The 24,728-nt window shown below is 73.6% G+C and carries 24 protein-coding genes; 13 read left to right on the forward strand and 11 right to left on the reverse strand.

From position 1 onward, the window contains the following. Positions 1–110 precede the first annotated feature (110 nt). Positions 111–1,007, forward strand: a complete 897-nt coding sequence (locus tag QWJ41_RS08130; RefSeq protein WP_302707154.1) for an HNH endonuclease signature motif containing protein — start codon at positions 111–113, stop codon at positions 1,005–1,007. 13 nt (positions 1,008–1,020) lie between these two features. On the opposite strand, the gene QWJ41_RS08135 is transcribed toward QWJ41_RS08130, so the two are convergent. Together QWJ41_RS08135 and QWJ41_RS08140 are read right to left on the reverse strand one after the other, a co-directional pair. Continuing rightward, the gene (locus QWJ41_RS08135; RefSeq protein ID WP_302707156.1) at positions 1,021–1,671 is read right to left on the reverse strand and encodes a hypothetical protein; all 651 of its coding nucleotides are present in this window, start codon (positions 1,669–1,671) and stop codon (positions 1,021–1,023) included. 28 nt (positions 1,672–1,699) lie between these two features. Then, entirely contained in the window at positions 1,700–2,191 is a 492-nt protein-coding gene (locus QWJ41_RS08140; RefSeq protein WP_302707158.1) for a GyrI-like domain-containing protein, read from the reverse strand. Positions 2,192–2,283: 92 nt separating this feature from the next. On the opposite strand from QWJ41_RS08140, the gene QWJ41_RS08145 reads away from it, so the two are divergent. Then, positions 2,284–3,276: a SpoIID/LytB domain-containing protein gene (locus QWJ41_RS08145; protein WP_302707160.1), complete on the forward strand. Its 993-nt coding sequence runs from the start codon at positions 2,284–2,286 to the stop codon at positions 3,274–3,276. Next, positions 3,273–3,479: a hypothetical protein gene (locus QWJ41_RS08150; RefSeq protein ID WP_302707161.1), complete on the forward strand. Its 207-nt coding sequence runs from the start codon at positions 3,273–3,275 to the stop codon at positions 3,477–3,479. Before QWJ41_RS08145 ends, QWJ41_RS08150 begins: the two co-directional genes overlap by 4 nt. 10 nt (positions 3,480–3,489) lie before the next feature. Here QWJ41_RS08150 and QWJ41_RS08155 read toward each other — a convergent pair whose 3' ends face one another. Then, positions 3,490–5,133: an ABC-F family ATP-binding cassette domain-containing protein gene (locus QWJ41_RS08155; RefSeq protein WP_302707162.1), complete on the reverse strand. Its 1,644-nt coding sequence runs from the start codon at positions 5,131–5,133 to the stop codon at positions 3,490–3,492. 49 nt (positions 5,134–5,182) lie between these two features. Between QWJ41_RS08155 and QWJ41_RS08160 the strand changes: the two genes are divergently transcribed. After that, the gene (locus QWJ41_RS08160; RefSeq protein ID WP_302707164.1) at positions 5,183–5,539 is read left to right on the forward strand and encodes an ArsC/Spx/MgsR family protein; all 357 of its coding nucleotides are present in this window, start codon (positions 5,183–5,185) and stop codon (positions 5,537–5,539) included. 15 nt (positions 5,540–5,554) lie between these two features. On the opposite strand, the gene QWJ41_RS08165 is transcribed toward QWJ41_RS08160, so the two are convergent. Continuing rightward, on the reverse strand, positions 5,555–6,265 hold the full coding sequence (locus tag QWJ41_RS08165; protein WP_302707165.1) for a DUF305 domain-containing protein: 711 nt from the start codon (positions 6,263–6,265) through the stop codon (positions 5,555–5,557). Positions 6,266–6,326: 61 nt separating this feature from the next. Between QWJ41_RS08165 and QWJ41_RS08170 the strand changes: the two genes are divergently transcribed. Together QWJ41_RS08170 and QWJ41_RS08175 are read left to right on the forward strand one after the other, a co-directional pair. Beyond that, a complete protein-coding gene (locus QWJ41_RS08170; protein WP_302707167.1) occupies positions 6,327–7,859 on the forward strand; it encodes an LVIVD repeat-containing protein in 1,533 nt (510 codons plus the stop codon). A gap of 143 nt (positions 7,860–8,002) precedes the next feature. Continuing rightward, on the forward strand, positions 8,003–9,235 hold the full coding sequence (locus QWJ41_RS08175) for a SpoIID/LytB domain-containing protein (RefSeq protein ID WP_302707169.1): 1,233 nt from the start codon (positions 8,003–8,005) through the stop codon (positions 9,233–9,235). Here the strand turns inward: QWJ41_RS08175 and QWJ41_RS08180 are convergent. Further along, positions 9,156–10,385, reverse strand: coding sequence for a benzoate/H(+) symporter BenE family transporter (locus tag QWJ41_RS08180; RefSeq protein WP_302707171.1), 1,230 nt, complete (start codon positions 10,383–10,385; stop codon positions 9,156–9,158). The genes QWJ41_RS08175 and QWJ41_RS08180 overlap by 80 nt on opposite strands. 41 nt (positions 10,386–10,426) lie before the next feature. Between QWJ41_RS08180 and QWJ41_RS08185 the strand changes: the two genes are divergently transcribed. After that, positions 10,427–10,954 (forward strand): helix-turn-helix domain-containing protein, encoded by a 528-nt coding sequence (locus QWJ41_RS08185; RefSeq protein WP_302707172.1) that lies wholly within the window; start codon positions 10,427–10,429, stop codon positions 10,952–10,954. 16 nt (positions 10,955–10,970) lie between these two features. Here QWJ41_RS08185 and QWJ41_RS08190 read toward each other — a convergent pair whose 3' ends face one another. The 4 genes from QWJ41_RS08190 to QWJ41_RS08205 are packed head-to-tail and all read right to left on the reverse strand — an operon-like array spanning position 10,971 to position 18,135. Then, positions 10,971–14,357, reverse strand: a complete 3,387-nt coding sequence (locus tag QWJ41_RS08190) for a pyruvate carboxylase (RefSeq protein WP_302707173.1) — start codon at positions 14,355–14,357, stop codon at positions 10,971–10,973. A 43-nt stretch (positions 14,358–14,400) separates the two neighbouring features. Then, positions 14,401–15,843, reverse strand: coding sequence for a PH domain-containing protein (locus QWJ41_RS08195; protein WP_302707175.1), 1,443 nt, complete (start codon positions 15,841–15,843; stop codon positions 14,401–14,403). A 13-nt stretch (positions 15,844–15,856) separates the two neighbouring features. Further along, positions 15,857–16,288, reverse strand: coding sequence for a PH domain-containing protein (locus QWJ41_RS08200; protein ID WP_302707176.1), 432 nt, complete (start codon positions 16,286–16,288; stop codon positions 15,857–15,859). A gap of 56 nt (positions 16,289–16,344) precedes the next feature. Next, a complete protein-coding gene (locus QWJ41_RS08205; protein ID WP_302707178.1) occupies positions 16,345–18,135 on the reverse strand; it encodes an acetyl/propionyl/methylcrotonyl-CoA carboxylase subunit alpha in 1,791 nt (596 codons plus the stop codon). A 167-nt stretch (positions 18,136–18,302) separates the two neighbouring features. Between QWJ41_RS08205 and QWJ41_RS08210 the strand changes: the two genes are divergently transcribed. The 4 genes from QWJ41_RS08210 to QWJ41_RS08225 are packed head-to-tail and all read left to right on the forward strand — an operon-like array spanning position 18,303 to position 21,645. After that, on the forward strand, positions 18,303–19,688 hold the full coding sequence (locus tag QWJ41_RS08210) for an OFA family MFS transporter (RefSeq protein ID WP_302707180.1): 1,386 nt from the start codon (positions 18,303–18,305) through the stop codon (positions 19,686–19,688). Then, the gene (locus QWJ41_RS08215) at positions 19,685–19,831 is read left to right on the forward strand and encodes an MFS transporter small subunit (RefSeq protein ID WP_302707182.1); all 147 of its coding nucleotides are present in this window, start codon (positions 19,685–19,687) and stop codon (positions 19,829–19,831) included. Before QWJ41_RS08210 ends, QWJ41_RS08215 begins: the two co-directional genes overlap by 4 nt. Before the next feature lie 32 nt (positions 19,832–19,863). Continuing rightward, positions 19,864–21,045, forward strand: a complete 1,182-nt coding sequence (locus QWJ41_RS08220) for an acyl-CoA dehydrogenase family protein (protein WP_302707184.1) — start codon at positions 19,864–19,866, stop codon at positions 21,043–21,045. 21 nt (positions 21,046–21,066) lie between these two features. Continuing rightward, on the forward strand, positions 21,067–21,645 hold the full coding sequence (locus QWJ41_RS08225; RefSeq protein WP_302707186.1) for a GtrA family protein: 579 nt from the start codon (positions 21,067–21,069) through the stop codon (positions 21,643–21,645). Here QWJ41_RS08225 and QWJ41_RS08230 read toward each other — a convergent pair. Continuing rightward, on the reverse strand, positions 21,566–22,186 hold the full coding sequence (locus tag QWJ41_RS08230) for a Maf family protein (RefSeq protein WP_302707188.1): 621 nt from the start codon (positions 22,184–22,186) through the stop codon (positions 21,566–21,568). The two genes, QWJ41_RS08225 and QWJ41_RS08230, sit on opposite strands and share 80 nt — an antisense overlap. A gap of 53 nt (positions 22,187–22,239) precedes the next feature. Between QWJ41_RS08230 and QWJ41_RS08235 the strand changes: the two genes are divergently transcribed. Both QWJ41_RS08235 and QWJ41_RS08240 read left to right on the forward strand, forming a co-directional pair. Beyond that, positions 22,240–23,226, forward strand: coding sequence for a glycoside hydrolase family 6 protein (locus tag QWJ41_RS08235; protein ID WP_302707189.1), 987 nt, complete (start codon positions 22,240–22,242; stop codon positions 23,224–23,226). A 71-nt stretch (positions 23,227–23,297) separates the two neighbouring features. Further along, positions 23,298–24,230 (forward strand): response regulator transcription factor, encoded by a 933-nt coding sequence (locus QWJ41_RS08240; RefSeq protein WP_302707191.1) that lies wholly within the window; start codon positions 23,298–23,300, stop codon positions 24,228–24,230. 34 nt (positions 24,231–24,264) lie between these two features. Here the strand turns inward: QWJ41_RS08240 and QWJ41_RS08245 are convergent, their stop codons facing one another. After that, on the reverse strand, positions 24,265–24,621 hold the full coding sequence (locus QWJ41_RS08245) for a hypothetical protein (RefSeq protein ID WP_302707193.1): 357 nt from the start codon (positions 24,619–24,621) through the stop codon (positions 24,265–24,267). Between the last annotated feature and the right edge of the window lie 107 nt (positions 24,622–24,728).

The following is a 24,728-nucleotide window of genomic DNA, read 5'->3' on the forward strand; positions in this document are numbered from 1 at the left end:
CGACCTGAGGACTCAAGTGGAAGAGCCGGATCAGACCGGCGGGTCAGCCACGCCCACTCCCCGAGTTCCACCGCGAATCAGCGAAATCACCGATCACGAATCCAACGTCGGTGGATCAGGGCTCACCCGACGCGGCGGCCTACGTCGATGCCGAGATCGCCGGCCGCGCGCACCGGGTCGGGGCGGTGGTGCTGGCTCGCCTCGTTGAGAACGCGCGGGCCCGCTACGACACCGACGCCCACGAAGAGGCCGAGGAGGCGGCGCGGGAGTCGTGGGACGTGACCCTGACCCATGCCGGGGTGCGTGACGGACGCTGGTTGGGGACCTCGTGGATGCAGATCACCGGCGACACCGCCACCCTGGCCGACCTCAACGACCTGGTGGGGCGTATCGCCCATGACCTGCTGGCCGCCCACCCCGACCTGCCACTGGCGCGGCGTCGGGTGCTGGCGTTGCAGGTCATCGTCGACCGCGCCCGCGCCCACGGCGACACCCCCGCACCGGGACGGCCGTACAAGGCCTACGTGCACCTCACCGCGACCCCCGAGGGCCACATCGCGCCGCTGGGACGTGTCGAGGACCTCGGACCCGCCACCAGCGCCCTGGTCCGCGAATGGCTCACCGGCTCCCGGGTCACCGTGACGCCAGTCCTCGACCCCGACCGCGGCGACCCCATCGATGCCCACGACCCGCCGGAGTGGATGCGCGAGCTGGTCATCGCGCGTGACCAGCACTGCGTCTTCCCCGACTGCCGCCGCCCCGCCCGACGCTGCGACCTCGACCACATCAGCACCTGGATCGACCCCGCCCACGGCGGCCCACCCGGCCAAACACACCCAGGCAACCTCGCCCCACTCTGCCGACGACATCACCGCGCCAAGACCACCACCGACCCCACCAAGCAGTGGCGCTACCGACGCATGGACCACGGCCACTACACCTGGACCGGACCCCAGGACCAACGACTCGTCGTCGTCCCCGGCATCGGCACCTACTCACCCCTCTAAGAGGAGGGTTGGGCTACTGGCGACCCATCATGCCGGCCTGCGACACCCCGGCGCGCGTGCCCGCCTCGGCCTTCGCGACGCTGCTCAACCAGCCCGACGTCGACGCGTTCGCCGTCGAGCTCCACGAGTGGATCGCCGCGTCGTCGGCGGCGTACCAGGGCACGTAGCGGTCGCCCACCCGCACCTGGCGCACGTCGGGCTCCTCGCCGTCGTCGAGGCGGACCGCGTCGTTGCGGCAGACCTCCACCTCGCGCTCGGTGCCGTGCGGGGGAGTCCACGACACCGTCGTCACCGCCGGGCCGTGCTGGGGGTTGAAGAAGCACGGGCCGCGACGCTCCGGCAACGGCTCGTCGGCCCGCAGCGCCAGCACCGCCGCCCGGGCGTAGCGACCCTTGTTCAACAGCTCCTCGATCGCACCGACCTCCTGCACCGACGACGCCTCCTCCAGCGCCGCCGCGGCCGCGGCGTACGCATCGAGCGCCTCCTGGTGGAAGTCGCGCACCTCATGGCCGCGTGAGCCCTCGACGTCGACGTCGAGCTCGGCGACCTGCTCCCCGAGCACCGTCACGTCCTCGCGCGCCAACCGCCTGGCCGAGCGGAACTCCTCCGCGGCCAGCAGCTCCTGCTCACGACGCTCCCGACGGGCTCCCCACGGTGTCCTCATACCTCTTCTTTACCCTGCGTCCCCGGTCTCATGCACCCCGGGTCACCGGCCAGCAGACCAGCGTGCGCCACTGCTCGGGGTCGGGCTCTGCCTCCGGGTCGCTCACGTAGGACTCCCATGGCGGCCCCGCCGGCACCATGCCCTGCTCGCCCATCCACGACTCCATCGCGGCGTACGTCTCGCCGACCTTGTCGTAGGGGCCCGTGTGCAGCGCCTGCGCCACCTCACCGCCCGGCAGCAGCAGGTCGTGCACGCCCTCGGCCTCGCCCGTGCCGGCCGTCGCGCCCGTCGCCGCCGAGACCGGGAAGCCCGCCTCCACCTCCACCGTCTCGCCCGGCATCGACGGGAACAGCCCGAAGGGAGGGCCGACCAGCTCGACACCGGCCGCCGCGGCCGCCGCCGGCACCGACGAGAAGGCCCGCCCGAAGAAGCCCGGCAGGTCGGGTGGTGCGACGTCGCCGTGCACGGCGAGCGCGGGCTGCGGCGCCAGGGTGACGATCTCGACCGCTGAGGTGACCATGCTCCAGCCTGCGCCTCGGGATCTGCGAAGACAACCAACCGCCGCCTCTGCGCGTCGTACGCTGCACACCCCCCGTCTCGAGAAGGCTCCCCATGCCCCGTCGTACCGCGCTGCTCGCGCTCCCGCTGGCCGCGCTCCTGGCCGCCACGCCCACCACCCTCACCAGCACCGCCTCCGCCGCCCCCGACCGCGACGACCGCGCCGCCGACGTGGTGCTCGAGGGCCGCGGCTTCGGCCACGGCAAGGGCCTCTCGCAGTACGGCGCCAAGGCCGCGGCCCAGCAGGGCCGCACCCACCAGGAGATCCTCGACTTCTACTACCCGGGCACCCAGCGCGGCAGCGTCGACGGCGACGTCGAGGTGCTGATCAGCGCCGACACCACCACCGACGTCAGGGTCCTGCCCGCCCGCGGCCTGCGGGTGCGCAGCGTCGGCACCGGCCGCAGCCGCTGGCTGGCCCGCTCCGCCCCCGACGCTCGCGCCTGGCGGATCACCTCGGCCACGGGCGGGCGCAGCAACGTCGAGGCCCGGGCCAAGGGCAGCTGGAGCCGAGTACGCACCCTCGCCGGCGACGCCGAGCTGCTCGCCAAGGAGCCGCTCACCCTGCTGCTGCCCGGCGGCGCCCGCGCCACCTACCGCGGCGCGCTGCGCTCGGCCTCCACCGGCGCCGGCCGCGCCCGCGACACCGTCAACGTCGTCGACTTCGAGGACTACCTGCGCGGCGTCGTGCCCGGCGAGGTCCCTGCCCTCTGGCCCGCCGAGGCCGTGCGCGCCCAGGCCGTCGCCGCCCGCACCTACGCGGCGTACGAGCGCGACCACGCACCCGCCGCCCGCCACTACGAGCTCTGCGACACCACCTTCTGCCAGGTCTACCGCGGCGTCGACGCCGAGCACCCCGGCTCCGACGACGCCGTGGCCGCCACCGCCGGCGTCGTGGTCACCGCCGACGGCGCCCCCGCCTTCACCCAGTTCTCCGCCAGCAACGGCGGCTGGACCCGGGCCGGCGCCTTCGACTACCTGGCCGCCACCGAGGACCCTGGGACGCCGCGCCCGGCAACCCCTACTCGCAGTGGACCCACACCGTGACCGCCGCCGCCCTCGAGAAGGCGTGGCCCGGCTCCGGCAGCTTCGTCTCCCTCGCGGTCACCGCCCGCGACGGCAACGGCGCCTGGGGCGGGCGCGTGGTGCGCGTCGAGGTGCGCTTCACCGGCGCCACCCGCAGCCTCACCGGCGACCAGTTCCGCAGCTGGTTCGGGTTGCGCTCCGACTGGTTCCGGCTGCAGTCCTAGGAGCTAGCGGCTAGACGACGCCGACGGTGACCCGGCCGGCCTCGACGTGCCAGCGCTGGTTGAGGCGGACCCCGGCCAGCAGCCGCCGGTCGTGCGAGACCAGCAGCAGCGCCCCGTCGTACGACGCCAGCGCCTGCTCGAGCTGCTCGATCGCGGGCAGGTCGAGGTGGTTGGTCGGCTCGTCGAGCACCAGCAGGTTGACCCCTCGCGCCTGCAGCAGCGCCATCGCCGCGCGGGTGCGCTCGCCGGGGGAGAGGCGGCCGACCACGGCGCCCACCTGGTCGGCCTTGAGTCCGAACTTGGCCAGCAGCGTGCGCACCTCGGCCTGGGTCATCTCGGGCACCGCCCGCTCGAACGCCTCGCCCAGCGCCAGGTCGTGGTCGAGCCCGGTGCGGGCCTGGTCGATGACGCCCACGGCCACCGACGCGCCCAGCGATGCCGACCCGCTGTCGGGCTCGGCCCAGCCCAGCAGCAGCCCCAGCAGCGTGGTCTTGCCGGCGCCGTTGGGTCCGGTCACGCCGATCCGGTCGCCCGCCTCGACCTGCAGCGAGACCGGCCCGAGCGTGAAGTCGCCCAGACGACGCGTGGCCTCGTTGAGCGTGGCCACCACCGCGCTCGAGCGCGGCGCCGCCGCGATGTCGAACTGCAGGCGCCACTCCTTGCGCGGCTCCTCGACCTCCTCGAGCCGCGCGATGCGCGACTCCATCTGCCGCACCTTCTGCGCCTGCTTCTCCGAGGACTCCGTGGCCGCCTTGCGCCGGATCTTGTCGTTGTCGGGGCTCTTCTTCATCGCGTTGCGCACGCCCTGCGAGCTCCACTCGCGCTGGGTGCGCGCCCGCGAGACCAGGTCGGCCCGGGTGCCGGCGTACTGCTCGTAGGCCTCGCGGGCGTGGCGCCGGGCCACCTCGCGCTCCTCGAGGAACGCCTCGTAGCCGCCGTCGTAGACGCTGACCTGGCCCTGGGCCAGGTCGAGCTCGACCACCCGCGTCACGCACCGGGCCAGGAACTCGCGGTCGTGCGAGACCAGCACCACCCCGCCCCGCAGCCCCTGCACGAACGCCTCGAGCCGGGCCAGCCCGTCGAGGTCGAGGTCGTTGGTCGGCTCGTCGAGCAGCACCACGTCGAAGCGGCTCAGCAGCAGCGCCGCCAGCGCCGCGCGCGCCGCCTGCCCGCCCGACAGCGCGGTCATCGGGGTGGCGGTGTCGACGTCGAGACCGAGGTCGGCCAGCACCGGGCCGAGCCGGTCCTCCAGGTCGGGGGCGCCGCTGCCCAGCCAGCGGTCGAACGCGGCTTCGTAGGCGTCGTCGGCCCCGGGCTCGCCCGAGCCGAGCGCCCCGGCGGTGCGCTCCATCTCGGCGGTGGCCTCGGCCGCGCCCGTACGTCGGGCGACGTACTGCGCCACCGTCTCGCCCGGCACCCGCTCGTGCTCCTGCGGCAACCAGCCCACGAACGCGTCGCGCGGCGCGCAGGCGACGCTGCCGGCGAGCGGCGTGGTGGCGCCGGCCAGCAGCCGCAGCAGGGTGGACTTGCCGGCACCGTTGGCGCCGACCACCCCGACCACGTCACCGGGGGCGACGGTCAGGTCGAGGCCCTCGAAGAGCACCCGGTGGCCGTGGCCGCCGGACAGGTCCTTGGCGACGAGCGTGGCAGTCACCGCTGGAGCCTAGGCCACCGTGCCGGGGGCGACCTGGTGGGATGGGCCCGTGGAGATCTGGATCAACCCCGCCTGCTCGAAGTGCCGGGCCGCCACCGCGGCCCTCGACGAGGCCGGCGTGGCGTACTCGGTGCGGCGCTACCTCGACGAGCCGCCCACCCGTGCCGAGCTCGAGGACGTCGTGGCGCGCCTCGGCGTCGAGCCGTGGCACATCACCCGCACCGGCGAGGCGGAGGCGAGCGTGGTCGCCGACCTGCCGCGCACCGAGGAGGCCCGGGGGCAGTGGCTCGACGCGCTGGCCGCCCACCCGCGGCTGGTCCAGCGCCCGATCATCACCGCCGACGACGGCACCACCGTGGTCGGTCGCGACCCCGAGTCGCTCGCCCGGGTGCTGCCGCCGGCGTAGGGCCGGGGCTGGCGGCTACAGGTCCGCGAGCATCCGGCGCATCCGCGCGATCTCGGCCGACTGCCCGGCGTTGACGTCGTCGGCGAGCTCGAGCACCCGCTGGTCCTGACCGCCGACCAGCGCGTCGAGCGCCATCTCCACCGCGCCCTCGTGGTGGCTGATCATCCCCTCGAGGAAGAGCCGGTCGAACTCGACGCCCTCGGCCTCGGCCAGGGCGGCCATCTGCTCGGCGTCGAGCATCCCGGCCATCCCGGAGTGCCCGTGGGAGGAGTGGTCCCAGGCGCTGGGGTCGTCGGAGGGCTCGGGCACCTCGACGCCCTGCTCGGCGAGCCAGCCGGCCATCAGCAGGATCTCGGGGCCCTGCGCCGCCTCGATGCGCGCGGCGAGCCCGGCGACCTCGGGGGAGTCGGCGCGCGACTCGGCCAGCTCGGCCATCTCGAGGGCCTGCTGGTGGTGCGGCACCATCATCTGCACGAAGGCCAGGTCGTCGTGGTTCCAGCCCGGGCCGCCGACCACCGCGTCGGCGTCGAGCGTCGTCGCGGGCTCGCCGGGCGCTCCCGGCTGGACCTGCACGACACCGGGGTCCGTCGGCTCGGAGGACTCCGCAGGGCTGGCCGGACCGGTCTCGGCGGCCTCGCCGCTGCAGGCGGTGAGCCCCGTCAGGCAGGCGACGACCACGACGGCCAGGGCGTGCCGCGCGGTCGCGGGGGAGGGGAGCGTGCGCATCAGGAGGCAATCAGATCACGACGCAGGCGTAACCTTCGCGGCCCCGCGGGGTTGCAGGGGCATGAGCCGACCCTCCCTCCGGGCCAGAGCCAGCTACGCCGTCCTCGGCGCCGTCCTCGTGGGAGGTGTGGGGCTCGCCGCCGTCAACGGCTCGGCGCAGGCCGACCCCGGTCCACGCGCCTGCACCCCCGCGGAGCGCGAGGCGCTGGTCGCCGCCGGCGACAACTTCGCCCTCGCCTGCGAGCTGCCCGGCTCGCTGCTGGCCGACATGCGTGAGTCGGCCGCGGCGCCCGGGCTCAGCGAGGACGACGTCGACAAGTCCGACAACGTCGAGCTCGTCGCCCACCTGCCGCTGGTCGGGGCGTTCGCCGAGGAGGGCGCCTTCGGCACCGACATGGCCTTCCAGGGCCGCTACGCCTACGTCGGCAACTACAACGGCTTCGGCGTCTACGACATCAAGCGGCCCACCCGCCCCCGCCGGGTCGCGCAGGTGGTCTGCCCCGGCGGCCAGGGCGACATCTCGGTGCACGGCGACGTGCTCGTGCTCAGCGTCGACTCCAGCCGCAGCGACGACTCCTGCACCAGCACCGCCCAGTCGGCCAGCGAGAAGTCCTCGTGGGAGGGCCTGCGGGTCTTCGACATCTCGCAGCCGGCCAAGCCGCGGTACGTCGCCTCCGTCGAGACCGCCTGCGGCTCGCACACCCACACCCTCGCGCCGAACCGCAACGGCAAGCAGCTCTTCGTCTACGTCTCCTCCTACTCCCCGAGCGCCGACTTCCCCGACTGCCAGCCGCCCCACGACATCATCTCCGTGGTCAAGGTGCCGGTGCGCAAGCCCGCCCGGGCCCGCCTCGTGGCCACGCCGGTGCTCTTCCCCGACGGCGGCAACCCCGGCGGCCCGATCCCGCTGCTGACCTCCAGCTCGACCAGCGGCTGCCACGACGTCACCGCCTACCCGGCCAAGGACCTCGCCGCGGGCGCCTGCATGGGCGACGGCATCCTGATGGACATCAGCAAGCGGGCGAAGCCCACCGTGATCGACCGGGTCACCGACGACGTCAACTTCGCCTTCTGGCACTCCGCGACCTTCAACGACGCCGGCACGAAGGTGCTCTTCACCGACGAGCTCGGCGGCGGCTCGCTGCCGACCTGCAGCCCGGTCTTCGGTCCCACCCGCGGCGCCGACGGGATCTACGACATCGAGCGCGACGAGCTGACGTTCAAGAGCTACTACAAGATCCCGCGCGTGCAGACGCTCACCGAGAACTGCGTGGCCCACAACGGCTCGCTGATCCCGGTCAAGGGCAAGGACATCATGGTCCAGGCGTGGTACCAGGGCGGCTTCTCGGTCTTCGACTTCACCGACTCCGCGAACCCCGAGGAGATCGCCTGGTTCGACCGGGGCCCGATCTCCGCGACCAGCCCCGAGACCGGCGGCGCCTGGTCGGTCTACTGGTACAACGGCCACATCTACTCCAGCGACATCACCCGTGGCCTCGAGGTCTTCGCCATCGACGACCCGCGGGTCAACCAGGCCAAGAAGGTGCGCACCCGCACCTTCAACGCGCAGTCGCAGCCGGCGATGCGCCGCTGAGGGTCGCTGAGAACTACAGATCTGTAGTTCACGCGCTCGCGTTGCGCGGGGGTGTGGGGCGTGGTGCGATAGCGGCTGGTGTGGTCACACAAGCCCCTCTCGCCACACCCCATCCCCCCCGTCGCGCTCCGCAGGAGTCCCGCATGCGCCCAGCCACGCCCCGCCTCCGGGCGGTGCTGCTGACCGCTGCCGGCGCCGGCCTGGTCTGGGGGCCGGCCGCCCCCGCGGCGGCCGCCTCCGACACCTGGAAGGTGCCCTCGGAGGCGAGCATCACGGTGCGCGGGCACGGCTTCGGGCACGGCCACGGTATGTCGCAGCACGGCGCCGAGGGCGCGGCCCGCCGCGGGTTGAGCGCCGCGCAGATCCTCGACTTCTACTACCCGGGCACCACCGCCGGGAAGCGCGGGGGACGGGTCAGCGTGCTGATCTCGGCCGACACCACCGACGACCTCGTGGTCCGCAGCCGCGACGGGCTGCGCGTGCGCGACCTCGCCAGCGGCGACACCACCCGACTGCCCAAGAAGATCGGCGGCCGGACCCCGGCGCTGTGGCGGCTCCGGCAGAACCACCGCGACCGCACCCGCGTCTCGTGGCGCACCTCCGCCGGCGGCCAGGGCTCCTGGACCAAGTGGCGCGACCTCAAGGGCAACGGCGAGCTCAGCGCCGGCAACGCGCCGGTCACCCTGGTGACCCCCTCCGGCGACCGTGCCTACCGCGGCCGGCTGCGCGCGCTGCCGCCCAGCGCCGGCTCGAAGGCCCGCGACACCGTCAACAAGCTGCGCCTCGACGACTACCTGCGCGGCGTCGTGCCCCTCGAGATCCCCGCCTCGTGGAGCCCGGCCGCGGTGCGCGCCCAGGCGGTCGCCGCCCGCAGCTACGCCGTCTTCGAGCGGCGCACCCCGCGCGCCGCGCACTACCAGCTCTGCGACACCTCCTCCTGCCAGGTCTACGGCGGGGTGCGGGCCGAGCAGCCGGGCTCCGACGCGGCCGTGCGCGCCACCGCCAAGCAGGTGCGCCTCGCCGACGGCCAGGCCGCCTTCACCCAGTTCTCCTCCAGCAGCGGCGGCTGGACCGCCGCCGGCTCGCGGCCCTACCTGCGGGCCAAGGCCGACCCGTACGACGACTGGGCCGGCAACGCGCACCACGACTGGTCGGTGACCCTCACCGACGCGCGCCTCGAGAGCGCGTTCCCCGCCGTCGGCGACCTGCGCTCGATCAAGGTCCTCGACCGCGACGGCAACGGCCAGTGGGGCGGACGGGTGCTCTCGGTGCGCCTGGCGGGCACCCGCGGCACGGTCACGGTGAGCGGTGACGCCCTGCGCTTCGGGCTGGGGCTGAAGTCGCCGTGGGTGACGTTCCGGGTGCGCTCGCGCTGAGCGCGGCCCGCGGCACGACCGCGCGCACGACCAGCCCGACCACCAGCGCCCAGAAGGCCGCGCCCACCCCCAGCACCGTGACGCCGCTGGCGGCCACGACCAGGCAGGCCACCGCCGCCACCCGCTCGGCCGGGTCGGCCAGGGCGTCGGCCAGCGACGTGGCCAGGGTGCCCAGCAGGGCCAGCCCGGCGGCGGCCTGCACCACCCCGTCGGGCGCCGCCGTGACCAGCGCGGTCAGGCCGGCCGCGGCGGCGGCCAGCACCAGGTAGGTGACGGCGGCCGCGACCGCGCCCCGCCAGCGCTGCGACCGGTCGGGGCCGCCCTCGGGCCCGGCCACCATCGCGGCGGTGATCGCGGCGAGGTTGACCGCGTGCCCGCCCAGCGGTGCGGCCAGGGCGGTGCCGAGGCCGGTCACCACCATCGTCTCGCGCCACGGCACCCGGTAGTCGTTGCCGGCCATCACCGCGACGCCCGGCACGTTCTGCGAGGCCATCGTCACCACGTAGAGCGGCAGCGCGATGCCGACCAGCGCGGGCACGCTCCACGTCGGCGTCGTCCACGCCAGCGCGGGCGCCGCGTCGCCGAGGCCGACCTCGCCGTGGGTCTCGACCAGCACCACCACCAGCGCCACGACCAGCGAGGCGGGCACCGCCCAGCGCGGGAAGAGCCGCTGCCCGAGCAGCCAGGCCAGCACCACCGGGCCGACCAGCAGCGGCGCGGCGGCCACGCCCAGCACCGGCTCGAGGCAGATCGGCAGCAGCACCCCGGCCAGCATCGCCCGGGCCAGGCTCGGGGGGATCCGCGCCACGAGGTCGCCCAGCGCCGGCACCAGCCCGGTCAGCGCGATCAGTGCCGCCGTGGCCAGGAACGCCCCCACCGCCGCCGACCAGCCGCCGGCCACGGCACCCGTCGAGACCAGCAGCGCCGCGCCCGGGGTCGACCAGGCGAGCGAGAGCGGCGTGCGGTGCCGCACCGCCAGCCAGGCCATGCCCAGCCCTTGCGCCACGCACAGCGCCAGCAGCCCCGAGGCCGCCTGCGCCGGCGTCGCCCCCACCGCGACCAGGCCGGCCAGCACGACCACGAACGAGCTGCTGAAGCCGACGACGGCCGCGACCACGCCGGCCACGACGGGGGAGTGGTCCTGGGACATGGGGCGCCTTCCGGGAGTCGTGGGGGAGTATCGTTCTGTTTGTGGAACGATCCTACGACGCCGGCGCCTCGGCCGGGGCCCGCATCCGCCAGCTGCGCACCGAGCGCGGGCTCTCCCTCAGCGCCCTGGCCGCCGTCGCCGGCATCGGCAAGGGCACCCTCTCCGAGCTCGAGGGCGGCCGCCGCAACCCCACGCTCGAGACGCTGTACGCCGTCGCCGGCCCGCTCGGCGTACCCCTCGCGGCCCTGCTCGAGGACCACGACGGCGCGACCGTGGCCGACGAGGCGCTCACCGCCCGGCGGCTGCACGTGACGACGGCGGACGGCACCACCACCGAGGTCTACCTGGTGCAGGTCGCGCCCGGGCGCACCCGTCGCTCACCGGCGCACGCGCGCGGCGCCCACGAGCAGCTCGTGGTGCTCACCGGGCACTGCCGCCTCGACGTCGACGGGGCCGTCGTCGAGCTGGGGCCGGGCGAGCACCACGCCTGGGCCGCCGACGTGCCGCACTCCTACACCGGCGGTCCCGCTGGGTTCACCGGCATGGACGTGATCCGCACGCCCTGCTGAGGGCTGGTTGCACGGATCAGGCCAGCACGACCACCAGGTCGCCGCCCTCGACGGCCTGGGTCCCGCCCAGCGCCACCCGCTCGACCGTGCCGGCGACCGGGGCGGTGATCGCGGCCTCCATCTTCATCGCCTCGATCGTGGCCAGCGTCTCGCCGGCGGCCACCTGCTGGCCCTTCTCGACCACGACGGTCACCACGCCCTGGAAGGGGGCGGCCACCTGGCCGTGCTCGGAGGGGTCGGCCTTCTCGGCGGCCGCGACCTCGGAGGCGACCGAGGTGTCGCGCACGCTGACCGGGCGCATCTGGCCGTTGAGCAGCGCCATCACGGTGCGGTAGCCGCGCTCGTCGGGCTCGCTGATCGACTGCACGCCCAGCAGCAGCGTCTTGCCCTCGTCGAGCTCGACCTCGTGCTCCTCGCCCTGGCGCAGGCCGTAGAGGTAGTCCATGGTCGAGAGCACCGAGACGTCGCCGTAGGTCTCGCAGGACTCCAGGTAGCTCTTGGTCGGGCCGGGGAAGAGCAGCTCGTTGAGCGCGCGGCGGCGCTGGGCGGAGGAGCCCGCCAGCCGCTCGGCGTCCTCGGCGGCCAGCTCCTCGGCCGGCGGGGTCCACGACCGGCCCTCGAGCGCCCGGGTGCGGAACGGCTCGGGCCAGCCGCCCGGCGGGTCGCCGAGCTCGCCGTTGAGGAAGCCGACCACCGAGTCGGGGATGTCGTAGGAGCCGGGGTCGGCCGCGAACTCCGCGGGGTCGGCGCCCAGGCCGACCAGCGAGAGGGCCAGGTCGCCGATCACCTTCGAGGAGGGCGTCACCTTGGGCACGTTGCCGAGGATGTCGTTGGCGGCGGCGTACATGTCCTCGACCTGCTCGAACTTCTCGCCCAGGCCCAGCGCGATCGCCTGCTGGCGCAGGTTGGAGAGCTGCCCGCCCGGGATCTCGTGGCGGTAGACCCGCCCGGTGGGGGCGCTGAGCCCCGACTCGAACGGCGCGTAGACGCGGCGGGTGGCCTCCCAGTAGGGCTCCAGGGCGTTGACCGCGGCCAGGGACAGGCCGGTGGGGCGCTCGGAGTGGTCGGTGGCCGCGACCAGCGCCGCCAGCGAGGGCTGCGAGGTGGTGCCGGCCATCGACGCGGTGGCCGCGTCGACGGCGTCCACCCCGGCGTCGATCGCCGCGGTCAGGGTGGCCAGCTGGCCGCCGGTGGTGTCGTGGGTGTGCAGGTGCACCGGCAGGTCGAAGCGCTCGCGCAGGGCGGTGACCAGGGTGCGCGCCGCCGGGGCCCGCAGCAGGCCGGCCATGTCCTTGATCGCCAGCACGTGCGCGCCCGCGTCGACGATCCGCTCGGCCAGGTGCAGGTAGTAGTCGAGGGTGTAGAGCTGCTCGCCGGGGTCGGAGAGGTCGCCGGTGTAGCAGAGCGCCACCTCGGCCACGGCCGTGCCGGTGGCGCGCACCGCGTCGATCGCCGGGCGCATCTGCTCGACGTCGTTGAGGGCGTCGAAGATGCGGAAGACGTCGAGCCCGGTCGCGGCCGCCTCGGCGACGAACGCGTCGGTGACGGTCGTGGGGTAGGGCGTGTAGCCCACGGTGTTGCGCCCGCGCAGCAGCATCTGCAGGCACACGTTGGGCACGGCCTGGCGCAGCTGGGCCAGCCGCTCCCAGGGGTCCTCGGAGAGGAAGCGCAGCGCGACGTCGTACGTCGCCCCGCCCCAGCACTCCAGCGACCACAGCTCGGGGGTGGTGCGGGCGACATGGGGTGCGACCGTGAGCAGGTCGCGGGTGCGCACCCGGGTGGCCAGCAGCGACTGGTGGGCGTCGCGGAAGGTGGTGTCGGTGACGGCCACCTCGCGCTGCTCGCGCAGCTGGCGCGCGAAGCCCTCGGGGCCCAGGCGCAGCAGCGCCTGGCGGCTGCCGTCGGGCGCCGGCACCTCGAGGTCGGTCGGCGGCAGCTTGAGGGCCGGGTCGAGGCTGACCGGGGCGGGGCCGTGCGGCTGGTTGACGGTGACCTCGGCGAGGTAGGTCAGCAGCTTGGTGCCGCGGTCGCCCGAGCCGCGCGCCGAGAGCAGCTCGGGGTGGGTCTCGATGAAGGAGGTGGTGACCCGCCCGGCCGCGAAGTCGGGGTCGTCGAGCACGGCCTGGAGGAACGGGATGTTGGTGGCCACGCCGCGGATGCGGAACTCGGCCACGGCGCGTCGTGCCTTCTCGACGGCTTTGTCGAAGGTCCGGCCCCGGCAGGTGAGCTTGGCCAGCATCGAGTCGAAGTGGGCCGAGACCTCGGCGCCGGTGTAGACGGTGCCGCCGTCGAGGCGCACCCCGCCGCCGCCGGGGGAGCGGTAGGTGGTGATCTGCCCGGTGTCGGGGCGGAAGCCGTTGGCCGGGTCCTCGGTCGTGATCCGGCACTGCAGGGCCGCGCCGCGCAGCACCAGCGTGTCCTGGGAGAGCCCCAGGTCGGCCAGGCTCTCGCCCGAGGCGATGCGCAGCTGGGCCTGCACCAGGTCGACGTCGGTGACCTCCTCGGTCACCGTGTGCTCGACCTGGATGCGCGGGTTCATCTCGATGAAGACGTAGTTGCCCGCCGGGTCGAGCAGGAACTCCACGGTGCCGGCGTTGCGGTAGCCGATCTCGCGGGCGAAGCGCACCGCGTCGGCGCACATCCGCTCCCGCAGCTCCGGGTCGAGGTTGGGCGCCGGGGCGATCTCGATGACCTTCTGGTGGCGGCGCTGCACCGAGCAGTCGCGCTCGAAGAGGTGCACCACGTCGCCGGCGCCGTCGGCCAGCACCTGCACCTCGATGTGGCGGGGCTCGACCACCGCCTGCTCGATGAAGACGGTCGGGTCGCCGAAGGCGGCCTCGCCCTCGCGCATGCAGGTCTCGACGGCCTCGCGCAGCTTGGCGGGGTCGTCGACGCGGCGCATGCCGCGCCCGCCGCCGCCGGCCACGGCCTTGACGAAGAGCGGGTAGGGCAGCTCCTCGGCGGCCGTGACGAGCGCGTCCACGTCGGTGGAGGGCTCGACGGAGGCCAGGGTCGGCACCCCGGCCGCCTTGGCCGCGGCGATCGCGCGGGCCTTGTTGCCGGTCAGCTCGAGGACCTCGCTGGTGGGCCCGACGAAGGTGATGCCGGCCGCGGCGCAGGCCTCGGCCAGGCCGGGGTTCTCGGAGAGGAAGCCGTAGCCGGGGTAGACCGCGTCGGCGCCCGCGCGCACCGCGACGTCGACGATCGCCTGCGCGTCGAGGTAGGCGCGCACCGGGTGGCCGCGCTCGCCGATCTCGTAGGCCTCGTCGGCCTTGAGCCGGTGCTCGGACCAGCGGTCCTCGTGGGGGAAGACCGCGACGGTGCGCGCCCCGAGCTCGTAGGCGGCGCGGAACGCGCGCACCGCGATCTCGCCACGGTTGGCCACCAGCACCTTGGAGAACATGCCCGCAACCTACCGAGACCCGGGCCCGGGCGTCGGGGGTGTCTCAGGCGCGGAACTGGGCCAGCAGGTCGGGGGTGGCCGCGGCGGCGAGCTCGACCGCCCGGCCCTCGGGCACGTCGGGCACGACGACCCGCTGCCGGCCGCCGGCCGTGGTGGCCACCAGCGTGGTCAGCCCCGCCCGGCGCTGGAACCACGAGTCCTGCAGGTTCCAGCCGATCACGTGCTCGACGCCCAGCACGTCGCGGCGGCAGGTCAGGCTGCCGCTCTGCGCGACCAGGCGCCCGTCGAGCAGGGCGTGGCCCAGCATGCGGGAGCGGTCCAGCGCCAGCAGCGCGCCGGCGGCCGGCGCCAGCGCCGCGACGCCCAGCAGCCACGCGCCGAGGCCGGTCTGCGCCACGAGCACCGCCGCGGCCACGGCGACGACCAGCGCGGGCGCCAGCGCCCGCGCCCAGCGGCGGCGTACGGCGGCGGGGCCGTGGGGCAGCAGCGTCGCGGCAGCCGGCGCGTGGTCGCCCAGCACCTCGCCGGCCACCCCGACGACGACGGCGCGGGGAGCCGGGGGCACCAGCTCCATCTGCGACTGGCCCTCGCCCTGCAGGCCCGTGACGATGCTGGAGAGCCGGGCGGCGCCGGCCAGGCGCAGGTTGACCGGCTGGGCGATCGAGACCCCGGCCAGCCGCGCGTCGTCGACGCTGGTCTCGCGGGTGGTGGTCAGGCCGCGGCGCAGGTGCCAGCTGCCGTGCTCGTGGGTCAGGGTCAGGCCCCAGTTGGTGACCAGGTAACCGCCGACGGCCAGCACCGAGACCACGACCGCCAGCGCCAGCAGCGCCGCGACCGCCATGGCGACGCCGGCCACCGCCAGGTCACCCGCGTCGAGGGGCAGGGGCAGCTGGGTCAGCGCCGTCAGCAGCGCTCCGGCGATCGCCAGGCCGGTGCTGGTCAGGGGTGCGTAGCGGCTCCAGGTCGGGTCCAGGCGCAGGACCGGACGTCCCGGGGGCTCCTCGGGCTCGGTGTCGGCGGCGGGATCGGGGAGCTCGTCGGTGGGCGCGGCCGCGCTCTCGCGCAGCAGCTGGGCGCGCAGCTCGCGGGCCGGGCCGGCGCGCAGCCCGTCGAGGTCGAGGTCCTGCTCGCTGGCCCCGGTGCCGATGCGCACGGTGGACAGGTCGAGGACCCGCTGGATCAACGAGGCGGAGGTGTCGACGGTGCGGACCCGGTCGATGCGGGCCGCCAGCAGGTGGCGCTGCAGGAGCCCGCGGCGCAGCTCGACGCGCCCCTCGTGGACCCGGTAGGCCGTCGTCAGGTAGCGCAGCACGCCCAGCGCGACCGGCACCAGCACGCCCAACAGCTCCCAGCGGACGCCGACCCCGCCACCGGAGGTGGAACCGAACACGAGCACGCCGATGAGGACCGGCATGAAGCGCAGCACCTCGCGCACCGGGTGGACCAGCAGCATCCGGCGGTCCAGGCGCTGCCAGTCCTCGCTCACCGCCGGGCCTCGCTCACGTGGCGTCCCCGGCGACCGCGTCGGCCTTCTCGGTCAGCTCGGCGACCAGCTGCTCGGCGGTGCGCCGGTCGAGACCCGCGACCGAGAGGGCGCCGGCCGCCGAGGCGGTGGTGACCGTGACGTTGGCCAGCCCGAAGAGGCGCTCCACGGGGCCCTGGTTCCAGTCGACCGTCTGGATGCGGGACATCGGAGCCACCCGCCGCTCGCGCGACCACCACCCGGTCTGGGTGTAGACCGCCGTGTCGGTGACCTCCCAGCGGTGCACGCGGTAGCGCCACGCGGGCACCACGGCGACGTACGCCGCGTCGACCAGCACCAGCGGTGCGAGCATCCACCAGCGCAGGTCGAAGAGGTCGAGCACCGGCCCGAGCACGACGACGAGGGCCACCAGCGCGAGCGCCTCGAGCGTCGCGGTGGTGACCCACATCGTGCGGGCCCGCGGGTGGACCCGGTGCAGCGGCGGGCGCAGACCGGTCGTGGAGATCAGTCCTTCAGCTCGCAGATGACCTCGCCGTTGGTGACGGTCACGCCGACCTCGGCCTTCAGCCCGGTCACCGTGCCGGCCTTGTGCGCCTTGAGGGGCTGCTCCATCTTCATCGCCTCGATGACCACGACGGTCTCGCCCTCGGCGACCTCCTGGCCCTCCTCGACGACGACCTTGACCACGGTGCCCTGCATCGGGCTGGTCACGGAGTCGCCGCTGGCGGCCGCGCCGGCCTTCTTGCCCTTGGCCCGCTTGGGCTTCTTGGCCGCGCCGGCAGCCGCGCCCCCACCGAGGCCGCCGATGCCCGCGGGCACCACGACCTCGAGGCGCTTGCCGCCCACCTCGACGACGACCGTCTGGCGCTCCTCGGGCTCGTCGGCCTCGGCCGAGTCGCCCGAGTAGGGCTCGATCTGGTTGTCGAACTCGGTCTCGATCCACTGCGTGTAGACGTCGAAGGAGCCCTCGCCGCTCGGGTTCGAGGCACCGACGTACGCCGGGTCGTCGAGCACCGTGCGGTGGAAGGGGATCACCGTGGGCATGCCGTCGACCACGAACTCGTCGAGGGCCCGGCGCGAGCGCTCGATGGCCTGGGTGCGGTCGCGGCCGGTGACGATCAGCTTGGCGATCAGGGAGTCGAACGAGCCGGGGACGGTCTGGCCGTTCTCGTAGCCGCCGTCGACGCGGACACCGGGGCCCTGCGGCGGGGACCACGCCGACAGGGTGCCGGGCGCGGGCATGAAGTTGCGCCCGCCGTCCTCGGCGTTGATGCGGAACTCGATGGAGTGCCCGCGGATCTCGGGGTCGTCATAGCCGAGCTCCTCGCCGGCGGCGATGCGGAACATCTCGCGCACCAGGTCGATGCCCGTGACCTCCTCGGAGACGCAGTGCTCGACCTGGAGGCGGGTGTTGACCTCGAGGAAGGAGATGGTGCCGTCCTGGGCCACCAGGAACTCGCAGGTGCCGGCGCCGTAGTAGCCGGCCTCGCGCAGGATGCGCTTGGAGGACTCGTAGAGCTCGGTCATCTGCTCGTCGGAGAGGAACGGCGCGGGGGCCTCCTCGACGAGCTTCTGGTTGCGGCGCTGCAGCGAGCAGTCGCGGGTGGAGACCACCACGACGTTGCCGTGCTGGTCGGCCAGGCACTGGGTCTCGACGTGGCGCGGCTTGTCGAGGAACTTCTCGACCAGGCACTCGCCGCGGCCGAACGCGCTGACCGCCTCGCGGACCGCCGACTCGAAGGCGTCGGGGATCTCCTCGAGGGTGCGCGCCACCTTCAGGCCGCGACCACCGCCGCCGAAGACGGCCTTGATGGCCACCGGCAGCCCGGCCTCCTTGGCGAAGGCCACGACCTCGTCGGCGTCGGCGACGGGGTCCTTGGTGCCCGGCGCCAGCGGGGCCTGGGCCTTGTCGGCGATGTGCTTGGCCTTGGCCTTGTCGCCCAGCGCCTCGATGGCCGCGGGCGGCGGGCCGATCCAGGTCAGCCCGGCGTCCATGACGGCCTGGGCGAAGTCGGCGTTCTCGGCCAGGAAGCCGTAGCCGGGGTGCACCGAGTCGGCGCCCGCCTTCTGCGCCACGGCGATGATCTTGGCGATGTCGAGGTAGGAGTCGGCCGGCGTCGCGCCGCCCAGGGAGTGCGCCTCGTCGGCCATCCGGACGAAGATGGCGTCGCGGTCGGGCTCGGCGTACACGGCGACGCTGCCGATGCCGGCGTCCTTGCAGGCCCGGATGACCCGGACCGCGATCTCGCCACGGTTGGCGATGAGGACCTTCTGCAACGGCTTGACTTGCGACACCCTGGCTCCTGACTCACGACGGCACGGTGTCCCGGAGTCTAGGGGTAGCCCCGGCCCGCGGTCGGGGGTGCCTCGCGACATGGACTCAACCGCAGGGGTGTGATGAGCGGCACCGCGGGCCGGATAGGTATGGCCTGTCCGTCCCCCGCAGAAGCTCGGAGGCCCCCGTGCTGGACTTCCTCTCCCGCGAGCGCATCGTCGCCCGCCCCGGCTACTCCCGGTGGTTGATCCCACCCGCCGCCCTGGCGGTGCACCTGTCGATCGGTCAGGTCTACGCCACCAGCGTCTACAAGAGCGCGCTGGTCCAGCACTTCGACACCTCGCTGACCCGGGTCGGCTTCGTGTTCTCGCTGGCCATCGTGATGCTCGGTCTCTCGGCCGCGCTCTTCGGCACCTGGGTCGACCGCAACGGTCCGCGCGCGGCCATGGTCGTCGCCGCGGTGTTCTGGTCGTCGGGCTTCCTGGTGGCGGCGCTGGGCATCAGCTCCGACCAGCTGTGGCTGGTCTACCTGGGCTACGGCGTGCTGGGCGGCATCGGCCTGGGCATCGGCTACATCTCACCGGTCTCGACGCTGATCAAGTGGTTCCCCGACCGTCCAGGACTGGCCACCGGCATGGCGATCATGGGCTTCGGTGGCGGTGCGATGGTCGCCAGCCCCCTCAGCGGGCGGCTGATGGCGCTCTACGACTCCGGCTACGACTCCAGCGACCCGGGATCGGTGGCCAGCGGCGGCGCCGTCGCCGCTCTCTTCGTGACTCTGGGCCTGGTCTACCTGGGCTTCATGCTCTTCGGTGCCCTGATCGTCCGGGTGCCCGCCGACGACTGGGCGCCCGAGGGCTACGACCCCTCGGAGAAGAAGCAGAACAAGATGGTCACCGACGCCTCGGTCTCGGCCAACACCGCGATCCGCACCCCGCAGTTCTGGCTGCTGTGGACGGTGCTCTTCTGCAACGTCACCGCCGGCATCGGCATCCTCGAGCAGGCCTCGCCGATGATCCAGGACTTCTTCCGCGAGGGCGGCTCCTCGACGGTCAGCGCCGCCGCGGCCGGCGGCTTCGTCGGCGTGCTGTCGATCTGCAACATGGCCGGCCGGTTCGTGTGGTCCTCGACCTCCGACAAGATCGGGCGCAAGCCGACGTACATGGTCTACCTCGGCGTGGGCGTGGCCCTCTACCTGGCGCTCGCGCTGGGCGGCTCGACGTCCATCGTGCTGTTCGTGGCCCTGGCGGGGATCATCATCAGCTTCTACGGCGGCGGCTTCGCCACCGTGCCCGCCTACCTGCGCGACCTCTTCGGCACCTACCAGGTCGGCGCGATCCACGGCCGGCTGCTGACCGCCTGGTCGGCCGCCGGCGTGGCCGGCCCGCTCATCATCAACGCCTTCCTCGACGCGCAGGGCGAGCCCGGCAAGCTGGTCTCCGGCGACTACCGGCCCGCGCTGCTGACGATGGTCGGTGTGCTGGTGGTCGGCTTCCTGGCCAACCTGGCGATCCGACCGGTCGACGAGAAGTACCACGAGCCCGAGAGCGAGAAGAAGGAGGCCGACGCATGAGCGAGCAGCAGAAGGACCACACGGAGAACAACAAGGAGAACCACACCGTGGGCATCGCGGTGTCGTGGGGCCTGGTCGGCATCCCGCTGGCCTACGGGCTCGTCGAGACGGTGCGCCGCGCAGCCAACCTGTTCGTGGGTTAACAAACGTTAACCACTTGGGTAGCATGGCCGCCATGACCAGCACCGGCTTCGAGTTGTCCCGTGAGCACGAGGAGTTCCGCGCCAGCGTGCGCGAGTTCGCCGCCGCCGAGATCGCGCCGCACGCCGCGCAGTGGGACCGCGACCACCACTTCCCGGTCGACGTGGTGCACAAGATGGGGGCCCTGGGCCTCTTCGGCCTCACCGCCCCCGAGGAGTACGGCGGGGCCGGTGAGGACGGCGACTTCACCAGCCTGTGCGTGGCCATCGAGGAGATCGGGCGCGTCGACCAGTCGATGGGCATCACCCTGCAGGCCGGGGTGGGCCTGGGCATCAACCCGCTGCTCACCTACGGCACCGAGGAGCAGAAGAAGCAGTGGCTGCCCGACCTCGTCGCCGGTGAGCGGCTCGCGGGCTTCGGGCTCACCGAGCCCGGCGCCGGCTCCGATGCCGGGGCCACTCGCACCAAGGCGGTGCTCGACGGTGGTGAGTGGGTCGTCGACGGCTCGAAGCAGTTCATCACCAACTCGGGCTCCGAGATCACCTCGCTGGTCACGGTCACCGCCCGCACCGGCACGCGCGAGGACGGGCGACCCGAGATCTCCACGATCATGGTCCCGGCCGGCACGCCCGGCTTCACCGCCGAGAAGGCCTACGACAAGCTCGGCTGGCACGCCTCCGACACGCACCCGCTCAGCTTCGAGTCCTGCCGGGTGCCGGCCGAGAACCTCTTGGGCCAGCAGGGGCGTGGCTACGCCCAGTTCCTGGCCACCCTCGACGACGGCCGGGTGGCCATCTCGGCGCTCTCGGTCGGCTGCATCCAGGCCTGCCTCGACATGAGCGTGGCCTACGCCGGCGAGCGCCAGACCTTCGGCGGACCGATCGGGCGCAAGCAGGGGGTGGCCTTCCAGATCGCCGACCTCGAGGTGATGCTGCACGCCAGCCGGATGCTCACCTACCGTGCGGCCGCGCTCAAGGACGCCGGGGCGCCGTACCAGGAGTTCAAGCAGGCCGCCGCGGTCGCCAAGCTCTACTCCACCGAGTCGGCGGTCACCGCCACCCGCATCGCCACCCAGGTCTTCGGTGGCTACGGGTTCATGGAGGAGTACCCGGTCGCCCGCTTCTACCGCGACGCCAAGGTGCTCGAGATCGGGGAGGGCACCTCCGAGGTGCAGCGGATGCTGATCGCACGGGGTCTGGGCCTGCCGGTCGAGTAGGCGACGGATAGCCTGGCCCGCATGGGTCCTCGCCGCCAGCGTCTCCTCGGCGAGGCCGGACGGTTCCTTGCCGTCGGCGGCCTGGCCACGATCGTGGCGCTGGTGCTCTTCAACCTGCTCGTGCACGGCTTCAACACCGGCGACCACGCCCTCCTCGACGACCGGCCGATCCTGGCCTACGTCCTGGCCAACACCGTGGGCATGGTCATCAGCTACCGCGGCACCCGGATGTGGGCCTTCCGCGACCGGCCCCCGCGCCATGCCGACGGCGGGCGCTCGGCGTTCGTGGCCATCAACGTGGCCACGATGACGATCCCGGTGCTCTGTCTCTACGTCAGCCGCAACCTGCTCGGCCTCGACGACCCGGTCAGCGACAACATCGCCGCCAACGTCATCGGGCTGGCCCTCGGGGTCGCGGCCCGGTTCTGGCTCTTCCGCGCGCTGGTCTTCCGGCGTCCGATCAAGCTGGGCGACATCTACCCGGCCGAGCGGACCTGGCCGGTCGACCCCGGCGCGCCCGTCAGTGGCGGGCGGACGACCAGAGAGCCGTCCAGGAGTGACCCAGCTCCGCCACCAGCAGTCGGAGGCGGGGCAGGCTGAGGCCCACCACGTTGTGGTGGTCGCCCTCGATGCCGCTCACGAAGGCGCCGCCCAGCCCGTCGATGGTGAAGGCCCCGGCGACGTGCAGCGGCTCGCCGGTGGCGACGTAGGCCTCGATCTCGTCGTCCGTGACGTCGGCGAAGTGCACCGTGGTCGAGACCGTCGCCTCCACGACCCGGCCGGTCGCGGTGTCGTGCAGGCTGTGGCCGCTGTGCAGCACGCCGGTGCGCCCGCGCATGGCCCGCCAGCGCCGCGAGGCCTCCTCGGGGGAGCCGGGCTTGCCCAGCGCCTGCCCGTCGAGCTCGAGCACCGAGTCGCAGCCCAGCACCAGGGCGCCGGCCGGCACCTCGGCGCGGGCCGCCACGGCCTGCGCCTTGAGCCGGGCGAGGGCGCCGGCGACGTCGGCGGGTGCGAGGTCGCCGACCTGCGACTCGTCGACGCCCGAGACGACGACCAGCGGCTCGACGCCGGCGCTGCGCAGGGTGGCCAGGCGGGCGGGGGAGGCGGAGCCGAGCACGAGCACGGGGGAGGCGGTGGTCACGGTGCGCCACCCTACGACGCGTGGCACCGGGGGAGCCTTGGCACACTGGGCCGGTGCGCGCGCCCCGTCCCCTCCTGCTGGTCGTCGTGCTGCTGGCGGTCGTCGTCGCCGCCACGCTGGCGCTCGCCGGCTTCGGTGGCGCGGGACCCCAGGAGAGCAACGAGCTGGCCGAGCGCGGCCAGTACGTCGATCCCGGGGCGAAGGCCGCTGCGGCCGCCGCCCAGGCTCGCGCCGACGGCGACGACGCCCGCGCCGACCTGTTCGAGGAGCTCGCCGCGGTGCCTTCGGGCATCTGGCTGACCCCTGAGCAGCACCCGGTGGAGACGGTCGGCGAGCGCGTCACCGCCCTGGTGACCAGCGCCGACGAGCGCGACGAGGTCCCGCTCCTGGTGGTCTACGGGGTGCCCGAGCGTGACTGTGCCGGCCTGCTCTCCGCCGGCGGCCTGCCGCCCGAGGACTACCCGACCTGGGTGGGTCGCATCGCCACGGCCCTCGAGCAGGCTTCCGGGCCGGCCGTCGTCGTGCTCGAGCCCGACGCCCTGGCCACCGCCGAGGAGTGCGGACGCCGCACCGAGCGGGTCGAGCAGATCGAGGCCGCGGTCGGGCTGCTGGCCCGGGCCGGGGTGACGACGTACGTCGACGCGGGCCACTCGGACTGGGTCGGTGCCCGGGCCATGGCGCGGATGCTCGAGGACGTCGGTGTCGAGCGGGTGCGCGGCTTCGCGACCAACGTGTCGAACTTCCAGCTCGACGAGGACGAGCGCGCCTACGCGGAGGCCCTCGACGACCTCGTGACCGGCGACCAGCACTGGATCATCGACCGAGGTCGCAACGGCAACGGCGCCAGCGAGGACTGGTGCAACCCCGAGGGCGCCCGGCTGGGTGAGCGCCCCGGTTTCGTCGACGACGGCACCGGCCTCGATGCCTTCGTCTGGGTCAAGCCGCCGGGGGAGTCCGACGGCAGCTGTGCCGGTGGGCCGCCGGCCGGGGAGTTCTGGCCGGACGGCGCGTGGCGGCTGGCGGGCGACCGGATCGACTAGTCGGATGGACTGGCCGGACGGACTGGCGGGACTGCCCACGTGGGGCGGGGAGCCGTTGTTAGTCTTCGGCCATGACAGCGGACGCGTGGACCGCGGTGATCGTCGAGGACGACCCGGACGTCCGTGACCTCATCGACATCGTGCTCACCCAGTCCGGCTTCCAGACCTTCCTGGCCGAGGACGGGCCCTCGGGCGTCGAGGCCGTGCGCCGCCACGACCCCCTCATCACCACCCTCGACGTCAACATGCCGGGCATGGACGGGTTCGCGGTGGCCAAGCGGCTGCGCGAGTTCAGCAACACCTACCTGATCATGATCACCGCCCTGGCCGACGAGATCGACGTCGTGCAGGGCTTCGAGGCCGGCGCCGACGACTACCTGGTCAAGCCGTTTCGGCCCCGCGAGCTGCGGGCCCGCGCCGACTCGATGCTGCGGCGGCCCCGCGAGCGCGTGGAGCAGCCGGTGGCGCCCGCCCCGGCCTCCGAGCCCGTGCCCGCACGGGAGGCATCCTCGTGGGCGGCCCAGGCCGCGCGCGACCTGCAGGAGCAGTCGATGGCGCCGCTGCAGGCGAGCCAGCCGGCGCCGCGGCACGCGGCCCCGGCTCCCCTCGTCGAACCCGCTCCCGTCGCGCCTGCTCGCGTCGAGGCTGCCCCCGTGGAAGCGGTCGCGGCCGACGGCTCGTGGGTGCGCTTCAACGGGCTGGGGCTCAACAACGAGACCCGCAGCGTGACCGTCGGCGGCGCCGGCGTCGAGCTGACCCGCACCGAGTTCGACCTGCTCGCCTCGCTGCTCAGCACCGGGCGCCGGGTGCGTTCCAAGGCCGACCTTGTGCTCACGATGCGCGGACAGCAGTACGTCACGTCGTACTTCGTCAACGAGGCCGACAAGCGCTCGGTCGAGGTGCACATCGCCAACCTGCGCCGCAAGATCGGTGACGACAGCGCGAACCCGCGCTACATCGAGACGGTGCGCGGCGTCGGCTACCGGCTCGCCGAGGCGATCTGAGGGTTCCTCGGGAGTCGTCAGCGCGAGTCGCGGTTCAGTCGACGGTGTGCGTCCGCTCCAGCCGCCAGGTGCCGGCCTCCTTGCCCGGGCGGAACACGATCACCACGTGACCATCGGACCCTGAGCGACCGTAGGTGTAGGAGAGCCTCTTCTTGCCGGGGCAGGCGCACGCGGGCGCGGCCTTCTGTGACTCCTCGGGCCGACCACCGACGATGGTGCGGACCCGGCGCGGGATCATGCCCTTCTCCAGCTTCGCCCGCTCGGCTTTCGAGATGCACGCGTGGTCGTCGTCCTCCACACAGGAGCCGCTGTGGGCATGCACCGTCTGCGGGGCGAGGACGAGGGCGCCGGTCAGGAGAGCAGGAAGGACGAGGGCGGGGAGGTAGCGCACGCACTGCTAACGCCCTACGTCCGTACGGGTTACTCCGGGTGCTCGTAGCCGAGAGGACCGAAGGGCCATGGAAAGGGGCTAGCTCCGCGGGGACCTGGCGTCGCTCG

Origin of the sequence: Nocardioides cremeus (assembly GCF_030518195.1) — a bacterium.
GTDB lineage: Bacteria > Actinomycetota > Actinomycetes > Propionibacteriales > Nocardioidaceae > Nocardioides > Nocardioides cremeus.